Origin of the sequence: Falcatimonas sp. MSJ-15 (assembly GCF_018918265.1) — a bacterium.
In the GTDB taxonomy this organism is placed as follows: domain Bacteria; phylum Bacillota; class Clostridia; order Lachnospirales; family Lachnospiraceae; genus Falcatimonas.
Genome location: NZ_JAHLQC010000020.1, coordinates 24046 through 50187, shown reverse-complemented (window position 1 = coordinate 50187; position 26142 = coordinate 24046). Strand labels below are relative to the sequence as shown.

At 33.4% G+C, this 26142-nt stretch carries 27 protein-coding genes; 22 read left to right on the top strand and 5 right to left on the bottom strand.

Features of this window, described 5'->3' with window-relative positions; translation table 11 throughout:
* The first annotated feature begins 73 nt into the window (after nucleotides 1-73).
* The 4 genes from KQI85_RS13945 to KQI85_RS13930 all read left to right on the top strand — a co-directional run bounded on the left by KQI85_RS13945 (nucleotide 74) and on the right by KQI85_RS13930 (nucleotide 2857).
* Nucleotides 74-688 (top strand): NUDIX hydrolase, encoded by a 615-nt coding sequence (locus tag KQI85_RS13945; protein ID WP_216576686.1) that lies wholly within the window; start codon nucleotides 74-76, stop codon nucleotides 686-688.
* Nucleotides 689-1020: 332 nt separating this feature from the next.
* Nucleotides 1021-1638: a pyroglutamyl-peptidase I gene (pcp, locus tag KQI85_RS13940; protein WP_216576685.1), complete on the top strand. Its 618-nt coding sequence runs from the start codon at nucleotides 1021-1023 to the stop codon at nucleotides 1636-1638.
* Nucleotides 1639-1669: 31 nt separating this feature from the next.
* The gene (locus KQI85_RS13935) at nucleotides 1670-2230 is read left to right on the top strand and encodes an NUDIX hydrolase (protein ID WP_216576684.1); all 561 of its coding nucleotides are present in this window, start codon (nucleotides 1670-1672) and stop codon (nucleotides 2228-2230) included.
* 24 nt (nucleotides 2231-2254) lie between these two features.
* A complete protein-coding gene (locus tag KQI85_RS13930) occupies nucleotides 2255-2857 on the top strand; it encodes a phosphoribosylanthranilate isomerase (protein ID WP_216576683.1) in 603 nt (200 codons plus the stop codon).
* A gap of 376 nt (nucleotides 2858-3233) precedes the next feature.
* Here the strand turns inward: KQI85_RS13930 and KQI85_RS13925 are convergent, their stop codons facing one another.
* Both KQI85_RS13925 and KQI85_RS13920 read right to left on the bottom strand, forming a co-directional pair.
* Nucleotides 3234-4460, bottom strand: a complete 1227-nt coding sequence (locus tag KQI85_RS13925) for a UDPGP type 1 family protein (RefSeq protein WP_216576682.1) — start codon at nucleotides 4458-4460, stop codon at nucleotides 3234-3236.
* 55 nt (nucleotides 4461-4515) lie between these two features.
* The gene (locus KQI85_RS13920) at nucleotides 4516-5001 is read right to left on the bottom strand and encodes a CYTH domain-containing protein (protein WP_216576681.1); all 486 of its coding nucleotides are present in this window, start codon (nucleotides 4999-5001) and stop codon (nucleotides 4516-4518) included.
* 181 nt (nucleotides 5002-5182) lie between these two features.
* On the opposite strand from KQI85_RS13920, the gene KQI85_RS13915 reads away from it, so the two are divergent.
* The 6 genes from KQI85_RS13915 to yihA all read left to right on the top strand — a co-directional run bounded on the left by KQI85_RS13915 (nucleotide 5183) and on the right by yihA (nucleotide 12106).
* Complete coding sequence (locus KQI85_RS13915) at nucleotides 5183-5734, top strand: DJ-1 family glyoxalase III (protein WP_216576680.1); 552 nt, start codon at nucleotides 5183-5185, stop codon at nucleotides 5732-5734.
* A 166-nt stretch (nucleotides 5735-5900) separates the two neighbouring features.
* Entirely contained in the window at nucleotides 5901-7187 is a 1287-nt protein-coding gene (tig, locus tag KQI85_RS13910) for a trigger factor (RefSeq protein ID WP_216576679.1), read from the top strand.
* Nucleotides 7188-7226: 39 nt separating this feature from the next.
* On the top strand, nucleotides 7227-7808 hold the full coding sequence (gene clpP, locus KQI85_RS13905; protein ID WP_216576678.1) for an ATP-dependent Clp endopeptidase proteolytic subunit ClpP: 582 nt from the start codon (nucleotides 7227-7229) through the stop codon (nucleotides 7806-7808).
* Between the two features lie 78 nt (nucleotides 7809-7886).
* Nucleotides 7887-9191, top strand: a complete 1305-nt coding sequence (clpX, locus tag KQI85_RS13900) for an ATP-dependent Clp protease ATP-binding subunit ClpX (RefSeq protein WP_216576677.1) — start codon at nucleotides 7887-7889, stop codon at nucleotides 9189-9191.
* Entirely contained in the window at nucleotides 9188-11506 is a 2319-nt protein-coding gene (gene lon / locus KQI85_RS13895) for an endopeptidase La (RefSeq protein ID WP_216576676.1), read from the top strand. Before clpX ends, lon begins: the two co-directional genes overlap by 4 nt.
* 15 nt (nucleotides 11507-11521) lie before the next feature.
* On the top strand, nucleotides 11522-12106 hold the full coding sequence (yihA, locus tag KQI85_RS13890) for a ribosome biogenesis GTP-binding protein YihA/YsxC (protein ID WP_216576675.1): 585 nt from the start codon (nucleotides 11522-11524) through the stop codon (nucleotides 12104-12106).
* Nucleotides 12107-12422: 316 nt separating this feature from the next.
* Here the strand turns inward: yihA and KQI85_RS13885 are convergent, their stop codons facing one another.
* From KQI85_RS13885 to KQI85_RS13875, 3 genes are read right to left on the bottom strand one after another with little or no spacing between them, the layout of a single operon-like run.
* The gene (locus KQI85_RS13885) at nucleotides 12423-12941 is read right to left on the bottom strand and encodes a DUF4364 family protein (protein ID WP_216576674.1); all 519 of its coding nucleotides are present in this window, start codon (nucleotides 12939-12941) and stop codon (nucleotides 12423-12425) included.
* Between the two features lies 1 nt (nucleotide 12942).
* On the bottom strand, nucleotides 12943-13875 hold the full coding sequence (locus tag KQI85_RS13880) for a TIGR01212 family radical SAM protein (protein ID WP_216576673.1): 933 nt from the start codon (nucleotides 13873-13875) through the stop codon (nucleotides 12943-12945).
* 12 nt (nucleotides 13876-13887) lie between these two features.
* Nucleotides 13888-15039 (bottom strand): NADP-dependent malic enzyme, encoded by a 1152-nt coding sequence (locus tag KQI85_RS13875; protein WP_216576672.1) that lies wholly within the window; start codon nucleotides 15037-15039, stop codon nucleotides 13888-13890.
* A 536-nt stretch (nucleotides 15040-15575) separates the two neighbouring features.
* Between KQI85_RS13875 and KQI85_RS13870 the strand changes: the two genes are divergently transcribed.
* From KQI85_RS13870 to KQI85_RS13820, 12 genes are all read left to right on the top strand, one after another.
* Nucleotides 15576-16499: an alpha/beta hydrolase gene (locus KQI85_RS13870; protein WP_216576671.1), complete on the top strand. Its 924-nt coding sequence runs from the start codon at nucleotides 15576-15578 to the stop codon at nucleotides 16497-16499.
* Nucleotides 16500-16651: 152 nt separating this feature from the next.
* Nucleotides 16652-18790, top strand: a complete 2139-nt coding sequence (gene rho, locus KQI85_RS13865; RefSeq protein WP_216576670.1) for a transcription termination factor Rho — start codon at nucleotides 16652-16654, stop codon at nucleotides 18788-18790.
* A gap of 122 nt (nucleotides 18791-18912) precedes the next feature.
* Nucleotides 18913-19122 carry a 50S ribosomal protein L31 gene (gene rpmE / locus KQI85_RS13860; protein ID WP_216576669.1) on the top strand — a complete coding sequence of 70 codons (210 nt, stop codon included), beginning with the start codon at nucleotides 18913-18915 and terminating at the stop codon, nucleotides 19120-19122.
* Nucleotides 19123-19223: 101 nt separating this feature from the next.
* The gene (locus KQI85_RS13855; protein WP_216576668.1) at nucleotides 19224-20171 is read left to right on the top strand and encodes a DUF1385 domain-containing protein; all 948 of its coding nucleotides are present in this window, start codon (nucleotides 19224-19226) and stop codon (nucleotides 20169-20171) included.
* Nucleotides 20164-20997, top strand: a complete 834-nt coding sequence (gene prmC, locus KQI85_RS13850) for a peptide chain release factor N(5)-glutamine methyltransferase (RefSeq protein ID WP_216576667.1) — start codon at nucleotides 20164-20166, stop codon at nucleotides 20995-20997. The genes KQI85_RS13855 and prmC overlap by 8 nt, the downstream gene beginning before the upstream one ends.
* A gap of 37 nt (nucleotides 20998-21034) precedes the next feature.
* A complete protein-coding gene (prfA, locus tag KQI85_RS13845; protein ID WP_216576666.1) occupies nucleotides 21035-22111 on the top strand; it encodes a peptide chain release factor 1 in 1077 nt (358 codons plus the stop codon).
* A 185-nt stretch (nucleotides 22112-22296) separates the two neighbouring features.
* Entirely contained in the window at nucleotides 22297-22539 is a 243-nt protein-coding gene (locus KQI85_RS13840) for a type II toxin-antitoxin system Phd/YefM family antitoxin (RefSeq protein WP_216576665.1), read from the top strand.
* On the top strand, nucleotides 22536-22658 hold the full coding sequence (locus KQI85_RS17035) for a cell filamentation protein Fic (RefSeq protein ID WP_371820659.1): 123 nt from the start codon (nucleotides 22536-22538) through the stop codon (nucleotides 22656-22658). The genes KQI85_RS13840 and KQI85_RS17035 overlap by 4 nt, the downstream gene beginning before the upstream one ends.
* An 18-nt stretch (nucleotides 22659-22676) precedes the next feature.
* The gene (locus tag KQI85_RS17030) at nucleotides 22677-22913 is read left to right on the top strand and encodes a type II toxin-antitoxin system death-on-curing family toxin (protein ID WP_371820658.1); all 237 of its coding nucleotides are present in this window, start codon (nucleotides 22677-22679) and stop codon (nucleotides 22911-22913) included.
* Nucleotides 22914-23125: 212 nt separating this feature from the next.
* A complete protein-coding gene (locus KQI85_RS13830) occupies nucleotides 23126-23713 on the top strand; it encodes a hypothetical protein (protein WP_216576664.1) in 588 nt (195 codons plus the stop codon).
* A gap of 265 nt (nucleotides 23714-23978) precedes the next feature.
* Nucleotides 23979-24956: a substrate-binding domain-containing protein gene (locus KQI85_RS13825; RefSeq protein WP_216576663.1), complete on the top strand. Its 978-nt coding sequence runs from the start codon at nucleotides 23979-23981 to the stop codon at nucleotides 24954-24956.
* Nucleotides 24957-25026: 70 nt separating this feature from the next.
* Complete coding sequence (locus KQI85_RS13820; RefSeq protein WP_216576662.1) at nucleotides 25027-26064, top strand: phosphate/phosphite/phosphonate ABC transporter substrate-binding protein; 1038 nt, start codon at nucleotides 25027-25029, stop codon at nucleotides 26062-26064.
* The last annotated feature ends 78 nt before the right edge of the window (nucleotides 26065-26142 follow it).

Here is a 26142-nt window from a genome sequence, read left to right as displayed (position 1 = left end):
TATAGAAGTATAATACTTAGAAGAAAAGTAGAGGTTTTAAGTAATATTATTTGTAGTAAGGATGGAATTGAGAATGAATATAGAATATAGAGAGAATAGAGAATTAAAAAAGGAAGATTTACAACACCTTAAAAATACATTATTGGAACAGTTAAAAGATTATATACCATATAATGAGCAGGAAGAACGTGATAGAGCTTTCATTATTGATTTTATTAATAATAATGCGAATGCATTTGTAAGAGATAATAATGTGGCACATATGACAGCATCAGCATGGATTGTGAATAAGGCTCATGATAAAGTTCTTATGTGTTATCATAAGATATATGATTCATGGTCATGGCTTGGTGGACATGCTGATGGTGATACTAATCTTCTTAATGTAGCAATTCGTGAAGCTAAGGAAGAGAGTGGCATTAAGAATATAAGAGCTGTTAGTGATGATATATTTTCTGTAGAAGTTCTTACAGTTGACGGTCATGTAAAAAAAGGAAAATATGTATCTTCACATCTTCATCTGAATGTTACATATCTTCTAGAAGCTGATGAAGATGAAGAGCTTACAGCTAAAGAAGATGAGAATCTGGGAGTTAGATGGTTTACAGTAGAGGAGGCACTTAAGGCATCGACAGAACCATGGTTTGTTAAGAATGTATATTCAAAACTTATTGAAAAACAAAAATAATGATTTATTTTGTTAGGAATGCTTATCTTAATTAATTAATGATGAGAATAAGAATATGCAATATAATATATTATGGTTTTGATGAATAAAAAGATAACATTATGACTTAATGTCATATTAGATTTAAACGATTCAGAATGCCCTTTGATAAATAAAAAGATAACGTTATGACTTAATAACATATTAGATTTAAACGATTCAGAATGCACTTTGATAAATAAAAAGATAACGTTATGACTAATAACATATTAGATTTAAACGATTCAGAATGCCCTTTGATAAATAAAATGATAACGCTATGATATATTACAAGATAGATGAGGAGAGAGAGTATGGAGAAAAAAGTACTTATTACAGGATTTGAACCATTTGGTGGTGAGAAGATTAATCCGGCGACAGAGATTCTTAATAGATTGCCTGAGTATATAAGTGATGCAAAGATTATAAAATTAATAATTCCAACAGTTTTTAAAAAGGCATCCAAAAGAGTGATAGATATGATGGATATAGAAAGACCGGATGTTGTTATTAGCATTGGTCAGGCGGGAGGTAGAAAAGCTATAACTGTAGAGCGAGTTGCAATTAATGTTGATGATGCACTTATAGAAGATAATGAAGGGAATAAACCTATTGATGAAGTAATTAGAGAAGATGGTGAAAATGCATATTTTACAACACTTCCAATTAAGAAGATATGTCAGGAGATTAAACTTAAGAATATAGAGGCGGCAGTATCTAACTCAGCAGGGACTTTTGTATGTAATCATGTGATGTATAGTGTATTATATAAAGTAATTAAAGATAATAATATGAAGAATGTAAAAGCAGGTTTCATACATGTGCCATATCTTCCTGAACAGGCTAAGAATAAAGATAATATGCCTTCGATGGAACTTGATGATATGGTTAGGGCAATTAAGGTGGCTATAAAGACAGCAATAGTAGAATAATATAAAAAATAGAAAGTATATGGTGAAAAATATGGATTTTAGAGGAATTGAAAAAAAAGAGCAGGGAAAGTTTATTACAAGATATGATATTCATTATGAGACGGTGGATAAGAAGCAAAAGACTTATGAGATGATAAGCAGGGATAAAGATATTAATTCATTTGAAGAATTACATGGTAAAGTTGCAGATGCTGTTGTAATTATTACAACTAATGAAACGGGAGATAGGATTCTGATTAATAAAGAGTTCAGACTTGCACCTGGTGAGTGGGTATATAATTTTCCAGCCGGGCTTATTGATTCAGGCGAAGAACCGGAAGAAAGTGCAAAGCGTGAATTATGGGAAGAAACAGGTCTTGAACTGTATGAGATAGATGATTATATTGGAACAAGTTATAGTGCAGTGGGATTTAGTAATGAGACTAATGTATGTATTGTTGGTAAAGCCAGAGGTGAATTTAGAAAGAGTACATCAACTCTTGAAGAGATAGAGCCGGTATGGGTAAGTAAGGAAGAAGTGAAAGAACTTTTGAAAAATGCGAAGTTTGCAGCGAGAACACAGGCATTTTGCTATATGTGGAGTAGAAGTTAATAATTGTATAGGAAGGTTATGTATATGTTTATAAAAATATGTGGATTAACTAGTAAAAAAGAAGCAGAATTTTTAAATACAATGGATGCCGATTTTGCTGGAATGGTATTATTTTTTGAAAAAAGTAAGAGAAATATATCTTTGGATACTGCAAAGTGTATAATAAGTACTCTAAGAGCTGATATTAAAAAAGTGGCGGTTGTGGTATCGCCATCAAAAGAGCAGATAGAAGATATATGTGATTGTGGATTTGATTATATTCAGATTCATGGAAATGTTGAAAAAGATATATTGGATGCTTCGAGAATTCCGGTGCTTAAAGCATTTAATGTTAATGACATTGATAAAATTGATTATTATGAGAGCATTGATAAGATTAAAGGATATGTATTTGATGCAGCAGAACCAGGAAGTGGAAAGACTTTTGACTGGACAATGCTAAGAGATATTAAGCATAGCAAATTGTTCTTCCTTGCAGGCGGACTTACTCCGGATAATGTAGTTAAGGCAATAGAAATAGCATCGCCAGATGGAGTTGATGTGTCATCAGGAGTTGAATATGACAGTGGAATAGGTAAAGATCCGGATAAAATTAAGAGATTTATTGAGAATGTAAGACGTTCTTGATGATACTGGGGATAATTGGATGATATATCGCTAATAAATGAGTTGTAGAGAATATGTAATGCAAAAAAATGATATATAAAATATAGTATAAAATATAATATAAAGAAAAAGGTATAATAAGACATATAAACTGTAGATATACAGAATAATATCTAATCATACCTGTTAAAATAAGGATTTTAATAGTGCTAATGCCATTAAAATCCTTATTTTTAATTATCAATAGTATTTATTAATATTATAAAAGAAACATTGCTGATATCGGTAATATTGTTGATATCAGCAATGTTATTGGTATTATCATTAATGTTAGCCACATTATAGATAATGTTAATGTTAGCTGCACTATCTATAATACTAATTATGACAACACTATCTAGAATTCAATATTGTTGTATTTCATAAGTTCTCTTGCACTATCTAATGAGTCAACACCAGTTCTGTTTTTGATTGGTGCAAATTCTTTTTTACGGTCAATCTCAAATGAGAGACAATTATCCATAAGATGAATCATATCAAGAACAAGAGTCTCGAATTTGTATCCATTAGGTGATTCTGGTTTAACAAGCTCACCATTCTCATTGATATAAGGAATTTTTTTCTCTACAATATGAAGAGGCATATTCTTATTCATAATATCAATAAGTTTGTCTACTTTAAATAGGTAATTTAAAGTTACACCGAAGTTATATAAAAGCTCACCATTCTCATTTCTTGAGTTGATAATCTCATCAGTCATTTCATAGTATTCTACGATAGATGGTTTGCCATCTTCAAGACATAGTACACCAACTCTTTCTTCCGGAGCAGCTTTTCTTACTACTTTTGAACCACATACGCAACCTGCGTTAATTGTAGCACCTACAAATACAGGATCTGCAATTCTTTGTAAGACATTGTCAACAGAGAATACGTTAAGCCATTCAACGCCACGTTCGTTGATATCTTTTATAAGGCCGGCTTTAATAAGTGAAGAGAACCATCCGCCATTACCATTAGGTGATAGTGAAAGTGTATCTTTTGCTTCCATATAAAGCTTGCCATTATAATCGCAAGAAGGAGCCATCTCCTGAACGAAGAACTTAATATAATCTTTATCATAGCCAAAATAGTTCTGTTCTTCAAAGAAGTTAACAGTGTCTTCGTTATTCTTGTCGCTTGTCATAATATATAGAGGAATATAAGTACCTGTTTCGTTAACTACATCCATTATATTATTAATTAATTGTTCAAAAAGATATAGAGTCTTATTAACGCCGACATTTAACATTCCTTTTGGTTTGTCAAGTCCAAGACGTGTACCTTGTCCACCTGCTAATAGTACTGCCCCAACTTTAGTATTCTTAATAGCATTAACACCGGTAGTCCTGAATTCTGTTTCTTTTTCTTTGATTTGGTCAAGTGTAACTGCACCAAGTGGTTCAAGTTTCCCCTTTTTTGTTGCTGTTTGATGATTTTCAACTAATTTTAAAACTGAAAAATCAACATTATTAATTTGTTTCAGAAGTTTCTCTTTTGACTGTTCGCTAAGTTCATCATAATATTTTAAAAGATGTTCCTGATGAACAGATTCAAGAAGTTTTCTGGTACTTTCGTAATCCATATTTACAATCCCTTTCTTATATGTATATGATAGTAGCATTTTATACCAAAATATGTTAAATGGCAATATCATTTTTTAGACTTCTTATTTCTGATATGCTCATTGTACTCATGCGGCTGTTGTGAAACGTTTTTTCAAAAGTTACATCCTTAGCAAACCAATCGCAAGGAATATAGGCATTAGCCGAAGTTTCATCCGGAAACTCAACTTCGGCAAGAATTATACCTTCGAAATCTCTGTGAAAGATATCAAGCTCAATTGTAAGTCCGTCTTTTTCGGGAATCATATAACGTGTTTTAGAGATTATATTGCCGTCAGCTTTACTAAGAAGATGCTCATAAGCTTCTTTATTAAGAGGAAGATTATATTCTTCCCTTGACATAAGTCCACTTGATTTGTAAGTTAAGATATACTCATCGTTATCACGCCTTATTCGAACAACAGGATCAGTATTAAGATAAGCCTGTTCGATAATTCTCTTTTTATAAGAATCAAGATTATCAGGTAGTTTTTTTATTAAAAATTTACGTTCTATTTCCATAATGTATTACCTCCATAATTCTAACATCTGACAGATTGTAATAATTAATTACAGTTAATACAGATAAACTGCATCAGATGGCGAAAAATATTGTTTCGAAGTTATATATATGTTATTATGTAAAAGAATCGGAGAAACAATATATATAGTTATTATACAATAAGAAAGGATGTGTGTTCAAGTGGCAAAGGTATATGCTTTCCTTGCAACAGGATTTGAAGAAGTAGAAGCACTGGCTGTAATTGATCTATTAAGAAGAGCAGCAGTGGAAGTTGATATGATATCAGTAACAGGTGATTTGAGAGTAACAGGTGCGCATAATATAGAGATAAAAGCGGATAAGTTATTCGAAGAAGCTGATTTTAAGAATATAGATCTGTTATTCCTGCCAGGTGGTATGCCTGGAACACGTAATCTTGATACCCATGAGGGTCTTCTTGAGAAGATTATTGAATTTGACAAGGAAGAAAAATACATAGCCGCAATATGTGCAGCACCAAGCGTATTTGGACACTTAGGTATCTTAAAAGAAAGATATGCTACATGTTATCCTGGATTTGAAAAAGAACTTATTGGTGCGAAAGTTACTAATGACAAAGTTGTTGTTGATGGTCATATTATCACAGCAAGAGGTATGGGTACAGCAATTGACCTTGGTTTACAGCTTATATCAATTCTTGTTGATGAAAAAACTGCAGAAGAAAAGGCAAAAGGAATCTGCTATACAGATTAGCAGATAACAGAGCTTATTTTTCAAAAAACACATAAAAATGCGAATTTTCCACTAGCAAAATTATTATGAATATGATATAATAGGTCATTGTCTAGGTTAAAATTGGATAAGTACGCAGAATGAAAAATATAACTTATACATATATTTTAAGGAGGAAATTCAAGAAATGAGTTTACAGGTTGAAAAATTAGAAAAAAATATGATTAAGCTTACAATCGAGGCTTCAGCTGAAGATTTAGAGAAAGCTATTCAGAAAGCTTATCTTAAAAATAAAGGTAAGATTAGTGTTCCAGGTTTCAGAAAAGGTAAAGTACCTCGTGCAATGGTAGAAAAAATGTACGGCGTTGAAATCTTCTATGATGATGCAGCTAATGAATTAATTCCAGATGCATATTCAAAAGCACTTATCGAATGTGGAGAAGAAATCGTATCACAGCCTAAGATCGAAGTAACACAGATTGAAAAAGGCAAACCATTTATATTCACAGCAGAAGTTGCTGTAAAACCAGAAGTAACACTTGGTGAATACAAAGGTGTAGAAGTAGAAAAAACAGATGCTGAAGTTTCAGAAGAAGAAGTAACAGCAGAATTAGATAAAGCAAGAGAACAGAACTCAAGAACAGTTACTGTAGAAGACAGACCAGTTCAGGATAAAGATATGACAGTAATTGATTTTGAAGGATTTGTTGATGGCGAAGCTTTTGAAGGTGGAAAAGGTGAGAACTATTCATTAACAATCGGTTCACATTCATTCATCGATACATTCGAAGAACAGTTAATTGGTAAAAAAGTTGGAGAAGAATGTGAAGTTAATGTAACATTCCCAGAAGAATATCATGCAAAAGAATTAGCAGGAAAGCCAGCTACATTCAAAGTAACAATTAAAGAAATCAAAGTTAAAGAACTTCCAGAATTAGATGATGAATTCGCACAGGAAGTATCAGAATTTGATACATTAGAAGAGTACAAAGCAGATGTAAGAGCTAAGTTAGAAGAGAAGAAAAAAGACGAAGCTGAATCAGAAAAAGAAACAAAAGTAATCGACAAGATTATTGAAAATGCTACAATGGAAATTCCAGAAGCAATGATTCAGACACAGGTTAGACAGATGGCTGATGACTTCTCAAGAAGATTACAGGCTCAGGGATTAACAATTGAACAGTACTTCCAGTTCACAGGATTAACACCTGACAGATTATTCGAAGATATGAAACCAAATGCTCTTAAGAGAATTCAGTCAAGACTTGTTCTTGAAGCAGTAGCTGCTAAAGAAAATATTACAGTAACTGATGAAGATTTAGAAAAAGAGATTAATGAAATCGCTGAGATGTACAAGATGGAAGCTTCAAAACTTAAAGAAGTTATGGGCGATTCAGAAAAAGAACAGATGAAGAAAGATATTGCAGTAACTAAGGCTGTAGAATTAGTTGTAGATTCAGCTAAAGAAATCTAATACATCTGAATAAAGATAATTGGAACAGGAGGAATTAATATGAGTTTAGTGCCATATGTTATTGAACAGACTAGCAGAGGAGAGAGATCATATGATATCTACTCAAGACTGTTAAAAGACAGAATTATTTTCCTTGGAGAAGAGGTTAATGAGACTACAGCAGGCTTAATTGTATCTCAGTTATTATTCCTTGAATCTGAAGATCCTAATAAAGATATTCATTTATATATTAACAGTCCAGGTGGTTCAGTTACAGCCGGATGGGCAATATATGATACAATGAATTATGTAAAATGCGATGTTTCAACAATATGTTTAGGCATGGCAGCAAGTATGGGAGCATTCTTATTAGCTGGTGGAGCAAAAGGCAAGAGATTTGCATTACCTAATGCTGAGATTATGATTCATCAGCCTTCTGGTGGAGCACAGGGCCAGGCAACAGATATTAAGATTGTTTCAGATCATATTATCAAGACAAGAACAAGATTAAATCAGGTATTGGCTGCTAATACAGGTAAGCCACTTGATGTTATTGCTGCTGATACAGAGAGAGATAATTACATGTCAGCGCAGGAAGCTGTTGAATATGGACTTATTGACAGCGTAGTAGAAAGAAGATAATAATAGTAATTTAAGGCTCCTAAATATTTAGGAGTCTTAAGTAGCTTTATTCCCAAAATTATGAAACGAGGTGAGCTGATGGCAGGTAGAGGTAATAACGATGATAAAAAACAGTTAAGATGTTCGTTCTGTAATAAAACACAGGATCAGGTACGTAAACTTATAGCTGGTCCAAATGGAGCTTACATCTGTGATGAATGTATTGAGATATGTTCAGAGATAATTGAAGAAGAATTTGAAGACAGCATGGATAACCATGATGGTATTAACCTGTTAAAACCAAAAGAAATTAAGGAGTTTCTCGATCAGTATGTTATAGGACAGGATGAAGCAAAAAAAGTACTTGCAGTTTCTGTATATAATCATTATAAGAGAATAACATCAGGAAGAGATCTTGATGTAGATATTCAGAAGAGTAATATACTTATGCTAGGTCCAACAGGTTCAGGTAAGACTTTTCTTGCACAGACACTTGCAAAATTGTTAAATGTTCCATTTGCCATTGCAGATGCAACAGCACTTACAGAAGCAGGTTATGTCGGTGAAGATGTTGAAAATATACTTTTGAAAATTATTCAGGCAGCAGATTATGATATGGAACGTGCTGAATGTGGCATTATCTATATTGATGAAATTGATAAAATTACACGAAAATCTGAAAATGCATCAATTACAAGAGATGTATCAGGTGAAGGTGTACAGCAGGCATTATTAAAGATCCTTGAAGGTACTGTAGCATCAGTTCCACCTCAGGGAGGAAGAAAACATCCACATCAGGAATTAATACAGATAGATACAACTAACATATTATTTATATGTGGTGGTGCATTCGATGGTCTTGAGAAGATAATTGAAGCACGTATGGATCAGAAGACAATAGGATTCAATGCAACTGGTGAAGATAAAGCAGAATTCTCTAATGAAGAATTGTTCCACCAGGTGCTTCCACACGATCTTGTTAAGTTTGGTCTTATACCGGAATTCGTAGGACGTGTTCCTGTACTTGTAGCACTTGATAAGCTTGACAAAGAAGCACTTGTAAAGATTCTTACAGAGCCTAAGAATGCAATTGTTAAACAGTATAAGAAACTTTTTGAGTTAGATGAAGTTGAACTTGAATTTACTCCGGAAGCTGTTGAAATAATTGCAGAACGAAGTCTTGAGAGAAATACAGGAGCCAGAGGTCTTAGAGCTATACTTGAAGCAACAATGATGGATATTATGTTTGAGATTCCTTCAGATGATACAATTGCAAAATGTATAGTTACAAAAGAAGCAGTTCTTGGTACAGATAAGCCACTTCTTGAATATAGAACAGAACCAGTTCCAAGAAAAACTGCTAAAAAGAAATTAGTAAAAAATAATGGCGGAGAGATTGCATGAGTGAAATAAAAAAAGTTTTACCTGTTATTGCACTCAGAGGTATGACTGTACTCCCTAAGATGGTTGTTCATTTTGATGTATCGAGAAAAAAATCTATTCAGGCACTTGAAAAAGCAATGGGTGGAGATAAAGAAGTATTTCTTGTTACACAAAAAAATCCAGAGGAGTCCGATCCTTCAGCAAAAGATTTATTTAATTTTGGTACAGTTGCGACAATTAAGCAGTTAGTTAAGATGCCTAATAATGTTGTGAGAGTATTAGTTGAAGGTAATGAAAGAGCTGTAATGCAAGATCTTATAGAAGAAGATAGTGCAATGCTTAGTGGAGAGATATCAATATGTCCTTATATTAAGGAAGAAGATATTAGCGAATCAGAAGAAAAAGCAATGATACTTGTAGTTACAGATCTTCTTAAAAAATATGTTCTTGATAATACCAAAATAAGTAAAGATGTTATTAAAAATATAATAAGCATTAAAGAGATAGACAAATTGCTAAATCAGGTAGCGATTTGTCTACCTATTTATTATGAGAACAAACAGGAACTTTTAGAAAAAGATACCATCAAAGAGCGTTATAAAGCGATAACAGAATATCTCGCTAATGAGATAGAGATTCAGACTATAAAAAAAGAACTTCAGACAAAAGTGAAAGAACATATTGAAAAAAATCAAAAAGAATATGTTCTTAGAGAACAGATTAAGGTTATAAAAGCTGAACTTGGAGAAGACAGTCAGGAACAAGAGATTGACAATCTGAATGCGGCAGTTAGAAAACTAAAAGCAGATAAGACAGTAAAAGAAAGATTATATAAAGAGATAGAAAAATATAAAAATGCATCGTTTAATTCAGGTGAAGGTTCAATGATTAAGAATTATATTGATACTCTTTTAGAACTTCCATGGAACAAATCATCAAAAGATAATGATGATCTTAAGAATGCAAGAAGAGTACTCAATGAAGATCATTATGGATTAAGCGAAGTAAAAGAGAGAATACTTGAATTCCTCGCAGTTAGAAATCTTACTAAAAAAGGTGAAACACCTGTTATATGTCTTGTTGGTCCACCGGGAACAGGCAAGACATCTATAGCACGTTCAGTTGCAAGAGCACTTAATAAAGAATATGTAAGAATTAGTCTTGGGGGTGTTCATGATGAAGCTGAGATAAGAGGACATAGAAGAACTTATGTTGGTGCTATGCCGGGAAGAATCATAGATGCATTAAAGACAGCAGGAGTTAATAATCCACTTATGCTTCTTGATGAAGTTGATAAGGCGAGCAGTGATTATAAAGGTGATACTTCAGCAGCATTATTAGAAGTTCTTGATCAGGCACAGAATGATAAGTTCAGAGATCATTATGTTGAACTTCCAGTAGATTTGTCTAATGTATTATTTATAGCAACTGCTAATGACATAAGTACTATTAGCAAACCACTACGTGACAGAATGGAGATAATAGAAGTATCAAGCTATACTGAAAATGAAAAGTTTCATATTGCGAAAGATTATCTTGTGTCTAGACAGATAGAAAAGAATGGACTTAGCAAAGATAATCTTACAATAAGTGAGAATGCACTGCATACAATAATTCATTCATATACAAGGGAAGCCGGAGTGCGTAATCTTGAGAGAAAGATAAGTGCAATATGTCGTAAAAGTGCCAGAGAGATTGTTGAGAATAAGAAGACAAGAGTAAGAATAACAGAGCGTAATCTTAATAAATATCTTGGAAGAGAGCGATATGATTATATAAAAGCTAATGATGAAGATGAAATAGGAATTGTAAGAGGACTTGCATGGACTGCAGTAGGTGGAGACACACTTCAGATAGAAGTGAATGTTATGCCTGGTAAAGGTGCAATTAATCTTACAGGTCAGATGGGTGATGTGATGAAAGAGTCAGCCCAGATTGCACTTACATACGTTCGCTCTATATCGGAACAATATGATATAGCAGAGGATTATTTTGAAAAGAGAGACATACATCTTCATATTCCAGAAGGCGCAGTACCAAAGGATGGTCCTTCAGCCGGAATAACGATGGCAACAGCTATTTTGTCAGCTGTTACAGGAAGAAAAGTTAAAGCTAGTGTAGCTATGACAGGTGAGATTACACTTAGAGGAAGAGTACTTCCAATAGGTGGTCTTAAAGAAAAACTTCTAGCAGCTAATATGGCAGGAATTAAGACAGTTGTTGTACCAGAGAAGAATAGAAAAGATGTAGAAGAGCTTTCAGAAGAGATAACAAATGGAATGAAGATAGTATATGCATCAACGATGAAAGATGTATTATCAACAGCATTATGCTAAAAAAGGAGAATTGATATGGTAATAAAAAGTCTTAGCCTTGAGACTGTATGTGGAATAACAAGTAAACTGCCGGAGAATACAAAACCTGAATTTGCATTTGCCGGAAAATCAAATGTTGGAAAATCATCATTAATAAATGCATTGATGAATAGAAAATCATTTGCCAGAACATCATCACAGCCAGGTAAAACACAGACTATTAATTTTTATAATATTAATGATGTTTTATATTTTGTTGATCTACCAGGTTATGGATATGCTAAAGTTTCACAGGAGATAAAAGCAAAGTGGGGCAAGATGATAGAGAGATACCTTAATCAGTCTAAACAGCTAAAACAGGTCTTTCTTCTTATAGATATCAGACATGATCCTTCTGAAAATGATAGAAATATGTATGAATGGGTTGTATACAATGGTTATACACCGATTATTATTGCAACAAAGCTTGATAAGATAAAGAGAAGCCAGATTAAAAAGCAGGTAAAAGCTATAAAGACAGGTCTTGGAATAGGTAATGAGACAAGAGTTATTCCATTTTCAGCAGAGACAAAGCAGGGACTTGAAGATATCTGGAATGTTATTGAAGAACTTGCAGAATAAGAAAATTCATATAATGCATAGATTAAAAAATATATAAATTAAAATGTATTGAATTGAAATGCATTGAATTAAAACGTATTGAATTAAAACGTATTAAATTAAGATGTATTGAATTAAAACGCATTGAATTAAAATGTATTGAATTAAAATGTATTGAATTGAAATGCATTAAATTAAAATGTGTTGAATTAAAATGTATATACATTAAAAAATAAAAATGAGCCATATATGTAATAACAGATATATGACTCATTTTTATCTAAGCGAATAGCAAGCCTAATAAAATAAGTATATAAATTGATTAAAACTGTTCAGATTATTTCATTAATTTATCCATGACAAAAGCATAGATTGTCTGGCTTTCTTCTTTCCAGTTAACACACATTGCATCAGCCTGGGCTTCTGTAGGAACAGACAGATGCAGATCAATAAGTGGAGAACCTGCTTCTTTAACAGCAAGATGAACAGTAAAATCATTATTAGTAGATTTATAATATTCGGATATGGTGTTAACTTCGTTACGCAATTCATATTTGTTTTCAATAAGATATTGGTCGATATCGGCGATTATAGCATCAGAAATCTTTGATTTGAAAAATGACAGAGTCTCTCTGCCGCTTTTGGTAATGTGATACTGACTACTATTACGATATGTTCGAACTTCAATCAAATCAGACTCTAAAAGATCATTGATTGCATGCTGAATAGTAAAGTATGTTGTATACCCCTTATCAAGAATAAAATTAGATATCTGAGTATTAGTAAGAGGAAAGTTTACTTTATTCAGCATATATAGAATTATGAGCTTGTAAAGTGTTAATGAGTCATTAGTCATTTTAAAACCTCCGTCTATAATATTTGCCTTGATAAGCACCTCTAAGTTTAAATTCCTTATGAATATAATTAAGAACATATTTTTTGTTACTGCTCCAGGTAGGAGAGACAAGGATGGATTTTGGTCCATCGCCTGTTATTCTGTGTATTACAATATTCTCAGGTAATAATTCAATTAGTTTTATTATTATATCTGTGTATTCTTCCAAAGATAATGTTTGAAACAATCCATTTTCATAATCGGTTAAAAGGTCAGTTCTCTTAAGAACATGAAGAAGTTGTAATTTGATTCCCTGAATATCACACTTTGCAAGATAGCATATTGTAGCTTTCATATCATCAAAAGTCTCGCCTGGAAGACCTATAATAGTATGGACAATTACATCTATGTTAATAGATCGTAGATCTCTTACAGCTTTATCAAATACAGAAAGTGGATAGCCACGTCTTATATATCTGGCAGTATCTTCATTAATAGTCTGAAGTCCAAGTTCAATCCATACAGGTTTGATATGATTACATTCATCTAATATTTTTAGTATATCCTCATCAATACAGTCAGGACGTGTAGCTATTGACAGACATACAATGTCAGGATGCCTGATAGCTTCTAGATAACATTCTCTTAGATAGTTCTTATCGCCATAAGTGCCTGTAAAAGCCTGAAAATAAGCAATAAATTTGTGACCGTTGTATTTCTCGGATATAGAGCGTATACCAGATTCAATCTGACTGGTAATTGAAAGCTTACGTGAAGAAGCAAAATCACCAGAACCACCAAGGCTGCAGAATATACAGCCTCTGGTGTCTATTTTACCATCACGATTAGGACATGTGGTTCCGGCATCAAGAGCAATCTTATAGACTTTGTCATGAAAGACTTCTCTTAGATGATAATCAAGTGAATGATAAGGTTTACCATTATAATTAACCATTATAAAGTACCATTATTTAATGTGATCTTTAACAGCCTGGCTTACTACATCAGCTACTCTAGGATCGAATGCTTCAGGAAGAATATTATTCTCGTTAAGATCTTCATCAGCAACAAGACCTGCTATAGCATTAGCGGCAGCAAGTTTCATCTCTTCTGTAATCTGTTTTGCACGTCCTTCAAGAGCACCTTTGAATATGCCAGGGAAAGCAACAACATTATTAACCTGATTAGGGAAATCACTTCTTCCTGTTCCAACAACTTTAGCACCAGCTTCTTTGGCAAGGTCAGGCATAATCTCAGGAACAGGATTAGCCATTGCAAAAAGAATAGCATCTTTATTCATTGAACGAACCATATCCTGTGATACGATTCCAGGTGCAGATACACCAACGAAGATATCAGCACCATTAAGTGCATCAGCAAGAGTTCCTTTTTTCTTATCAAGATTAGTAATCTTACTCATCTCAACCTGCATCCAGTTAAGACCTTCGTCACCTTCGCAGATAATACCGGATTTATCACACATTGTAACATTCTTAAAACCATATTTTAAAAGAAGTTTTGTAATAGCAACACCGGCAGAACCAGCACCATTTACAACAACTTTACAAGCTTCTTTGTCTTTACCAGTAACTTTAAGAGCATTGATAATACCTGCAAGAACAACAATAGCAGTACCATGCTGATCGTCATGGAATACAGGAATATCAAGCATTGCTTTAAGTCTCTCTTCTATCTCAAAACATCTTGGAGCTGAGATATCTTCAAGGTTAATTCCTCCAAAAGCAGGAGCGATATTCTTAACAGTTGTGATAATCTCTTCTGTATCCTGTGTATCAAGACAGATAGGAACAGCATTGACATTACCGAATTCTTTGAAAAGTACAGCTTTACCTTCCATAACAGGCATAGCTGCAAGAGGTCCTATATTGCCAAGGCCAAGTACAGCACTTCCGTCAGAAACAACAGCTACTGTATTAGCTTTGCTTGTATATTTATAAACTGTTTCAGGCTCTTTGTGAATAACTTTACAAGGTTCAGCAACACCAGGAGTATATGCAAGTGCGAGATCCTCTCTTGTATTTATTTTGCATTTTGAAGCAGTTTCAAGTTTGCCATTCCATTCTTCATGGAGAGCTAAGGCTTTTTCGTTAATGTTCATTTATACTACATCCTTTCTGATTAGTGTACATAAGTACAATTATATATATCATATCATTATAGCAAATGCATAGCAAGTACTTTTACTTAGTGAAGAATTATAAAGAGGATAGATAACATAGAATTAAGAGAATACAATGATTAAAATATGAAATTTCCTAAATGAAGGAATTGTTCTAAAAAATGTATAAATATACACAAAAATGATATATGGTTAGAACTAAAATTCTATAAAAAGAATATAAAGAGGGCTTGATCTTGCGTAATAATGCGTATATAATGAAAAAACAAGGCATAAAATATAGACTGATAATAGATTGGCAAAATGAATAAATTCCGAAATAAAACATATAATAATTTGGAAAATAAAGGTAAATAACCTGATATCTTATTAGTTAATGTAATTGGATTATATAAGAAAAAATAATAGGAATACATGTAATACATAAATGCATGTCTGCACAGAAACATCCCGATTAATATGAGATAAATAATATATACATATTAAGAGTTGAGAAGTTGAAAGGAAGCGGTACTATGAAGAAGAAGCTATTTGTAGTTCCAGCAGTTCTTGGAACAATAGGAACTTTTTTGACACCTTATGTACTGTTCAAACGTTTTATAGGAAGATTCATAATAAAAGATGAGATGAATCTTGGCAAGGAATGGATGCCATATAAGACAGAACTTACAGTAAAATATGATGAATTAAAAGCACTGCCACATGAATCAGTTAAGATTGAATCATTTGATAAATTAATGCTTCATGCTAATTTTTATAAAGCTGGAGAACAAAGTTCTGATAAGACACTTATAGTCTTTCATGGATTCAGAGGACTTGCAATAAGAGATTTTGCCATGCAATACAGATTCTATATGGACATGGGGTATAATCTGCTGATTGTTGATATGAGAGCACATGGCGAGAGCGAAGGCAGATATACAGGATTTGGAGTGCTTGACTCATTAGACTGCGTAAGCTGGTGTGAATATATAGAATGCAGGTTTGGCAAGGAACATAAAGTTGTTCTTCATGGAACATCAATGGGAGCTGCGGCTGTAATGATGGCATGTGGAAGAAATCTTCCTGATATTGTAAAAGCTGTTATTGAAGACTGTGGATTTACCGATATTGAAGAAGAATTTAAAAATGTGCTTGGAAATACTCCGGTGAAAGTATTTTTTATAAAAGTAGCAAGCATATACTCGAAGATATTTGCCGGATACAGTTTTAAAGAATATAAAAGTACAAGTGCATTAAGAAAAGCTAAAATTCCTGTATTATTTATACATGGTGGAAGTGATGACTTTGTGCCTACATATATGGTAAGGGAATTATATGAAAGTTGTCCGACAGATAAGGATATGCTTATAGTTGATGGTGCTGGACATACTATGAGTTACGTTGTTGATAAGCAGGCGTATGAAGCAAAAGTAAAAAGTTTTTTGGAAAAAATCTAAAAAATACTTTACATTTTAGTTAATATGCGATATGATTTCAAAAATGATGTGCGGTTCAGTATTCAGCTCAATTTCTGAGGAAGATCCCAATATATTTACTAAAAAAATCAGTCGTAATATCAAATAAACATATAGGAAAAAGGAGAAAATTTATGCGTGAGAAGTTAGAGACGCTGTCTTTAGTTGATTTAAGAGCAATCGCAAAGGAGAATGGAATTAAAAATCTTACTATAATGCGAAAAAAAGAAATCATTGATAGAATATTAGAAGTTACAGAAAGAAAAGCAGCAGAAAAAGAAAAACCTGCAAAGAGAGGACCAGGAAGACCTAGGAAGACAGAGGTTAGAGAAGCTGTTACAGAGACAAAAACAGAGACAGTTGAAGAAAAACCTGTAAAGAGAGGACCGGGAAGACCTAGAAAAAATCCTGTTAAAGAAGTAGAAAATGTAGTAGTTGAGACTCCTGAAGCAGAGCCAGTTATAGAAGAACTCCCAAGAAGAACTATGGTTACAAGAAGAGCTGAGACATCAACAACACCTGAATATGTTCAGACAGAGATTACAACAGAAGAGACAAGACCTGTTAGAACAACAAGAACAGCCAGAACACCTAAGAGAGACATGAATAGAACAGAGCCTGTTACAAGAGGTGGATACAGAACATATCCTTCATCAAGAAATGACAATTATAGAAACGACTCAAGAACAGATTATCGCAATGACCAGAGAAACGATTATAGAAATGATCAAAGAGCTGATTACCGCAATGACCAGAGAAATGATTATAGAAATGATCAGAGAGATTATCGCAACGACCAGAGAAATGATTATAGAAATGATCAAAGAGCTGATTATCGTAATGATTACCGTAATGACCAGAGAACAGACTATCGCAATGAACAAAGAAATGATTATCGTAACGACCAGAGAATGGATTATCGTAACGATCAGAGAGTTGATTATAGAAATGACCAGAGAAATGACTATCGTAACGACCAGCGAGTTGATTACCGCAGCGAATCAAAAAATGATTATAGAACTGAATTAAAACAAGACAATACAGATATTGTAAAGAATGAAGTAAAACCAGAAAAGACTTATACACCAAAAGACAATGATAAATTCATTGGAAAAGATGGACAGGAATATACAAGAGAAAGTCTTGAAGGAGATCCAGCAGAAGGAATCCTTGAAGTATTATCAGATGGATATGGATTTATCAGATGTGCTAATTATCTTCCAGGAGATAATGATGTATATGTATCACCATCACAGATAAGAAGATTCAACTTAAAGACTGGTGATGTTCTTACAGGAACAACAAGAATTAAGACACAGAATGAGAAGTTCAGTGCTCTTTTATATGTAAAACAGATTAATGGACTTGATCCTGCAGAAGCAATGAATCGTAAGAATTTTGAAGATCTTACACCAATATTCCCTAATGCGAGAATAAGACTTGAAAGTCCACGAACATCACTTGCGATGAGAGTATGTGATATGATAGCACCAATTGGTAAAGGACAAAGAGGTATGATCGTATCTCCACCAAAAGCAGGTAAGACAACATTATTAAAAGATATTGCAAGATCAATAACTCTTAACAATCCTGATATGCATCTTATAATTCTTCTTATTGATGAGAGACCGGAAGAAGTAACAGATATTAAGGAATCAATCGAAGGAAGAAATGTTGAAGTAATATATTCAACATTTGATGAGACACCAGAACATCATAAGAGAGTATCTGAGATGGTATTAGAGAGAGCAAAACGTCTTGTAGAACATAAAAAAGATGTAACAATACTTCTTGATTCAATAACAAGACTTACAAGAGCTTATAATATAACAATTCCTGCAAGTGGAAGAACACTTTCAGGTGGTCTTGATCCGGCAGCACTTAATGCACCTAAGAAGTTCTTTGGTGCAGCCCGTAATATGAGAGAAGGCGGAAGTCTTACAATTCTTGCAACAGCACTTGTTGAGACAGGAAGTAAGATGGATGATGTTGTATTCGAAGAATTTAAAGGAACTGGTAATATGGAACTTGTTCTTGACAGAAAGCTTTCAGAGAAGAGAATCTTCCCTGCACTTGATCTGTTAAAATCAGGAACAAGAAGAGATGATCTTTTACTTTCAGACTCAGAACAGGAAGCAATGGCTATAGTAAGAAGAGTATTCAGTACATTAAGACCTGAAGATTCAGTAGAAAAAGTCCTTGAAATATTTGCAAGAACAAATGACAACAAGGAATTTGTTGCTATGGTTAAAAAAACACTTGCAAATATATAAGTACTATGATACAATAAGAAAGCTGTTGATTAAGGTGCAGACTGAACGTTTGGCTGCACATACTTGGAAATAGATTGATTAATATCAATTTTCATATGATTTTTTTTAAAGAGGTGAAAAAAATGAGAGAAGGTATCCATCCAAATTATTATCAGGCAAAGGTTGTTTGCAACTGTGGTAATGAGTTCGTAACAGGTTCAACAAAGGAATCAATCCACGTTGAAATTTGTTCAAAATGTCATTCATTCTATACAGGCCAGCAGAAAGCTGCATCAGCTCGTGGACGTATAGATAAGTTCAACAGAAAATACGGTATGAATTCAGACAAATAAGATTAAAGATAAGGTTGAGGTTGTAATTAATCTCAACCTATTTTTAAATTTAGATAACTAATGAACAAACAGTAAAATAATATATGTCAGGAGTATTTAAAATGAGATCATCAGGAATTGGCGGTCAGGCAGTTATTGAAGGAATTATGATGAAGAATAAAGACAAATATTCCATAGCAGTGAGAAAGCCTGACAATACGATAGAAGTAGTTGAACATGAATATGTATCTCTTATGGAAAAATATGCAATACTTAAATTACCGATTTTAAGAGGTGTTGCAAGTTTTGTTGAATCACTTATAATAGGTATGAAGACACTTACCTATTCTGCCAGTTTTTATGAAGATGAAGAAGAACCGGGTAAAGCTGAGAGAGCAGCAGGCAGAATATTTGGAGACAAGTTAGACAGTATATTGTCTGGAATAACAATATGTATTTCGATAATACTTGCAGTATTGATATTTATGGTTTTGCCATATTTTGTATCAAGTCTGTTTAAAAAATATATAGTATCTAATACGTTACTTGCAATTTTAGAAGGAGTAATAAGACTTATAATTTTTCTACTATACATATTCCTAATTTCAAGAATGAATGATATAAAAAGAGTATTTATGTATCATGGTGCAGAGCATAAATGTATTAATTGCATTGAGCATGGAATGGAGCTTAATGTAGAGAATGTAAGAAAGTCATCAAAGCATCATAAGAGATGTGGAACAAGTTTTCTTTTGGTTGTAATGATAATAAGTATTATATTCTTTATTTTTATAAGAGTTGATTCACCGGCATTAAGAGTTATTGTGAGAGTTCTATTAGTTCCTGTAATTGCCGGAGTGTCATATGAATTCATAAGGCTTGCCGGAAAAAGTGAATCAAGAATTGTTGATATATTAAGCAGACCGGGAATGTGGCTTCAGATGCTTACAACAAGCGAACCTACAGATGATATGATAGAAGTTGCGATAAAAGCAGTTGAAAAGGTATTTGACTGGAAAGCTTATCTTAATGATAATGGAATCAATATAGAGGATGTGAAATATGAGTAGATACAGAGATATACTTATGCATGGCGAAGAAGTGCTTAAGAAAGCTGATATTGCAGATCCTAAGACAGATGCGTGGATACTTCTGTCAGAAGTGTCTAAAATGTCAAGAACTAAGTATCTTATGGAATCTATGGAAGAATGTGACAGTATGCTTGAAGAACAATATAATGAAGTTATAGCAAGACGTGCAGAACATGAACCATTACAATATATAACAGGACATCAGGAATTCTATGGAATAGATATAAAAGTTAATGAGAATGTACTTATTCCAAGATTTGATACAGAGATACTTGTTGAGCAGGCACTTCATTATATAAAAGATGGCGATAGAGTACTTGATATGTGTACAGGCTCCGGATGCATAATATGTGCTATTGCAAAGAATAGTAACATTAGTCATGGCACAGGTGCAGATTTGTCAGATGGTGCTGTAAGAGTAGCTAAAGATAATGTTGTGTATAATGATATAGATAATGTAGATATTATTAAGAGTGATCTGTTTGATAATGTCAGGGAACAATATAATGTGATTGTATCTAATCCACCTTACATAAGACCGGAAGTTATTGCAGAACTTGATAGTGAAGTAAAAGACAGAGAACCATATATGGCATTATGTGGACATGAAGATGGTCTTTATTTTTACAAAGAGATAACAAAAAAAGCAAAGTCATATCTTAAGAGTGGAGGAATTCTTCTATATGAGATAGGATGTGATCAGGCAGCGGATGTTGTACAGATCATGAGACAGAATGATTATAAAGAAATAGAAGTGATTAAAGATCTTGCAGGTCTTGACCGCATAGTTAAAGGTAGATTATAATGTGCGAGTGAGATGTTAGTTAGAAAGGAAATGAAATATGTACGATAAATTAGAAGATTTGCTAATCAGATATGAAGATATCACAGCTGAATTAAGTAATCCGGCTGTAGTTGAAGATCAGACTCGTTTTCGTAAATTAATGAAAGAACAAAATGATCTTCTTCCTATTGTTACAGCATATAAAGAGTATAAAGAATGTAAACAGGCAGTTGAAGACAGTCTTGCAATGCTTGAAGAAGAGTCAGATGAAGAGATGAGAGAACTTGCCAAAGAAGAACTTAATTCTTCAAAAGCAAGAATTGAAGAACTTGAACAGGAACTTAAGATTCTTCTTCTTCCAAAAGATCCTAACGATGATAAGAACGTAATCGTAGAGATAAGAGCCGGTGCAGGCGGTGATGAAGCAGCATTATTTGCATATGAGATATATAGAATGTATGTAAAATATGCAGAGAGAAACCGTTGGAAGAGTGAACTTATAAGTGTTAATGAGAATGGAATTGGTGGATTTAAGGAAGTTGTATTCATGATCTCTGGTCAGGGTGCATATTCTAAGTTAAAATACGAAAGTGGTGTTCATAGAGTTCAGCGAGTTCCGGAGACAGAATCACAGGGACGTATTCATACATCAACAATTACTGTTGCGATTATGCCGGAAGCAGAAGAAGTTGACGTAGAACTTGATATGAATGATTGTAAGATTGATGTATTTAGAGCATCAGGTAATGGTGGACAGTGCGTTAATACAACTGACTCAGCTGTACGTCTTACACATATTCCAACAGGTATTGTTATCTCATGTCAGGATGAGAAGTCTCAGATTAAGAATAAAGAGAAAGCCTTAAAAGTATTACGTGCCAAATTATATGAACTTGAACTTGAGAAAAAACAGAGTGAAGAAGCAGCTGCAAGAAGAAGCCAGGTTGGTACAGGTGATCGTTCAGAGAAGATTAGAACATATAACTTCCCACAGGGACGAGTTACAGATCATAGAATCAAGCTTACACTTCATAGACTTGATGATATATTAGGCGGAGATCTTGATGAAGTAATTGATAGCTTAATAGCAGCCGACCAGGCAGCTAAGCTTGCTAATATGAATGAGGAAGCATAAAAATAATTTTAATGGACTTTCGAAAAAAGTATCCAGATATATGAATTGAATAAAATTGTAAAGAAAACGGTCTTTGACATAGTCAAAAGACCGTTTTCTTTTTTTAACATATAGTTTAGCTATGAAAATAGGTTGTATTTATCCTATAATATGCGTATAATATAAATGAAAGTGGGGTGCATATTATGACAATTGATACAAATACAATGATTTCTATAACAGAAGCTAATCAGAATTTTTCAAAAGTTGCCAGAGTTGTTGACGAACATGGCACAGCGGTTATTCTTAAAAATAATGTGCCAAGATATCTTGTAATTGACTTTAGCAAAGCTGAGCAGGAAAAAATAGCATCTACAGAGGATGTGTTTGCTGTATCAGAGCGTCTTATCAAACAGAATATGGAGGCTTATGAGGTACTTGCCAAATGATAAGATTGAGCAAAGAGCAGGTTATTTTACTTCATCAGCGACTGATTGAAGCTACGGGCGGTAGTAATGGCATTCGTGATGATGGTATGTTAGATTCAGCATTGGCTAATCCATTTTAGTCATTTGGAGACGAAGAATTGTATCCAAGCATACAGGCAAAAGCAGCACAGATTTGCTTTGGGATTGTAAAGAATCATCCTATGGTAGATGGAAACAAAAGATTAGGCACACATGTAATGTTAGTGTTCTTAGCATTAAATGGTTATGAACTTTCATATACACAGAAAGAACTGAGTGACACCATCCTTGATTTGGCATCTGGCAAAATAGGTGCGGAGGATATATTGCAATGGATTATAAGTCATCAAAAATAATGCATAAGATTATATGCAACTATAAAATGAATAATATATACCGAGTTAAATTATTAGAGCCATCAAAAGATGGCTTTAATAATTTAACTTAATTCCATAGCAAGTATACTAACCCGAACAACTATTATATGTAATTTTTTATACCCTTCATATAATTCATGTGAAGTTTAATGTAATTCTCTATGAATGAGAAAAGAAAGTGAGGAACTAATATGAGAAGATTAATAGCAACGTATGAGATGTATGTATATGATGATGGAAGTGTAGAAACTGTCCGTAAATCAGACAATACAGAACAAGAGATTGATACTTCAGGTTGCAGCAGTTCAATTAAACAGATAGTAGCAGTACTTGAATATGTAGCAGAATATGTAAGTGCTAATCCAAAGTCATCAAGAAAAAATAACATTGTAACGCATAATACAAGTAATAACATACAGGAAATGTCAAGTATTGACATGGAAGATGGTCTAAATAATACAACTACATCTAATCAGAATGATAAAATCGTAGGAATTAGAAGATGTGTAACAGCTGGAATTCACAAAGTGGCAACAGATTTAAACATTAAATATACTAGTGTTCACGAAAAATTTACTAAAAAATTAAACCTGACTATGGCTGAATGTAAAGACCAGATAGAGAACTATTTTGAACGAAGACAACCAACAGAAGATTCACCAAAATTAGAGGAAACACTTAGAGACGCATGTGCAGCAAGAACAAAACACGCAGATGCAGTGGCAATAGAACTCCTTATTAAGAAGCTAAGGATAGCAGTAGAAAAATATAATATGTAAAAATTTATGAATTAAAAAAATATAAAAGATGTCCTATTCTTTGATGACACAACTTGTGAATACCGATAGTAAATATAGTACAACACCTTACAAAAAGAGATATAATGTGGTAACATTTACTGTAAAAGTAAAAATGTTAAGTAAGAGTAAATAGTTATCGGTATAGCTTGAGTAAAAGTGAAGTAAAAATTTAGTAAAATTTTACGAATGTTATTGAAAAATTGTCTCTTATGAAATATAATAAAAAATCGAAAGGTGTGTGTATATGGCAACTATAAAAGATATAGCTAAAAAGGTTAATGTCTCAATATCAACAGTATCAAGAGTACTTAACAGGGATGAGACATTAAGCGTAAGTTCACAGGTTAGGGAGCAGATACTATTAACTGCGAAGGAGCTTAAGTATATTCCACCTAAAATGCGTCATGCCTCACAGAGTGAAGAACTTATAATAGGCGTTGCAGACTGGCATATAGTGAGAAAGGACAGACATAACATAGATATTGCACAGCTTGACAATATTGTGATGATGATGTCTGTGCAGGAACAAGTCAGATTTGTAAGAATGTCAAGAGATGAGAAGAGAGAACAGCTTGATGGAATAATTGCATTCGGCAATTTTACCGATGAAGAGATTAAGACTCTTAGAATGCAAAGTAATCATATAGTATTTATTAATTCCCGTCAGGACAGTTATGAATTTGATACAATAGTTATGGACTATGACAATGGCATAAATAGTATGATAGACTACCTCGTAGACTATAAAGATTACAGAAGTATAGGATATCTTGGAGGTATATATAATGCTGATGGAGTAACGATAGGAACAACACGACTTACAAGCCTTAAAGAGGTACTTACAAAGAGAGATATGTATTGTGACAAGTATTTTTATATAGGTGAGATGAGTAGTGAGAGTGGCAGAGAGATGGCACTTAAGATAATTGAATCCGGAGATATTCCAGAAGTACTCATACTTGGAAGCGATGAGATTGCGGAAGGCGCACTTGAAGTTATAAAAGAACATCGCTTAAGAATACCAAAAGATGTAGCTGTAGTCATATATAAAGACATTGATACAGTTAAGACTAAATATCCTACATATACAAGACTCGACATGCTCCCAAGAGTAGTCTGGACAACATCAGTTAATATGTTGATTGAACAGATTAAGGAGAAGAGAGAAGACAGTATGAAGGTGTTCCTTTCAACCAAATTGCAACTTGGCGACAGTGCCTGATAAAGTGTGGTATGGCAATATAAACATATTTTAATGCCATATTGAGCAAAGAAGATAGGAGAAATCAAAAATGAAAAAATTATTTGCTACATTATTAGCAGCAACAATGTGTGTAACAACATTTGTAGGATGTGGACAGAGTAAGTCAGCTGACCAAAGCAACGATAAGAAAGTAGATACATTAAATGTATACTTTGTTCCATCAAGAGATCCAGACGAGATCATAACAGCAACAGAACCATTAGGAGACATGCTTAAGACAGAACTTACAGAACAGGGATATGAAGTAGGCAATGTAAAGATAACAGTTGGTACAACATTTGAAGCAGTAGGAGAAGCTTTAGCAGCCGGTACTGCAGATGTAGGATTTATTCCAGGAAGTACATATGTACTTTATGATGACGGTGCAGATGTAATACTTACAGCACAGAGAAATGGATTAAATAAAGACTCTGATAATGCAGCAGATTGGAATGATGGCAAACCAACTGAACAGACAGATAAGATGGCTGTATCATATAGAGCATTAATTATAGCAGGACCATCAGAAAAAGGTCAGGAATTAGCAGAAATCGTTAATTCAGGTAAAGAACTTACATGGGATGAATTAGACAGTGCTAACTGGGGCGTAATGTCATCATCATCACCAGCAGGTTATGTATATCCATCATTATGGTTACAAGACAAATATGGTAAAGGTCTTACAGATCTATCAAGTGCAGTACAGTCAGATTCATACGCAAGTGCACTTGCAAGACTTGCATCAGGACAGGTTGACTGTATCTTAGCTTATGCAGACGTAAGACGTGACTATGAAGATAAATGGGAATCAGAATTTGGTGCTAAGAATTCAATCTGGGAAGACACTAATGTAATTGGTGTTACAGATCCAATCTACAATGATACAGTATGCGTAAGTAAGAATTCAAAGAATATGAATGATGACTTAAAAGCAGCTATTCAGAAAGCTTTAATTAACATTGGTAATACTGATGAAGGCAAAGAAGTAATCTCAATTTACAGCCACAAGGGATACCAGGAAGCACAGTCTTCAGATTATGATAAAGAAAGAGATGCTCAGAAATTAATTAAAGAGTTATCAAAATAATCGTAACAGACACACTTGAATAATATTTTTTAACTAATTTTGGGGATTGTTATATTTGACAGTTCCCAAAATTACTGT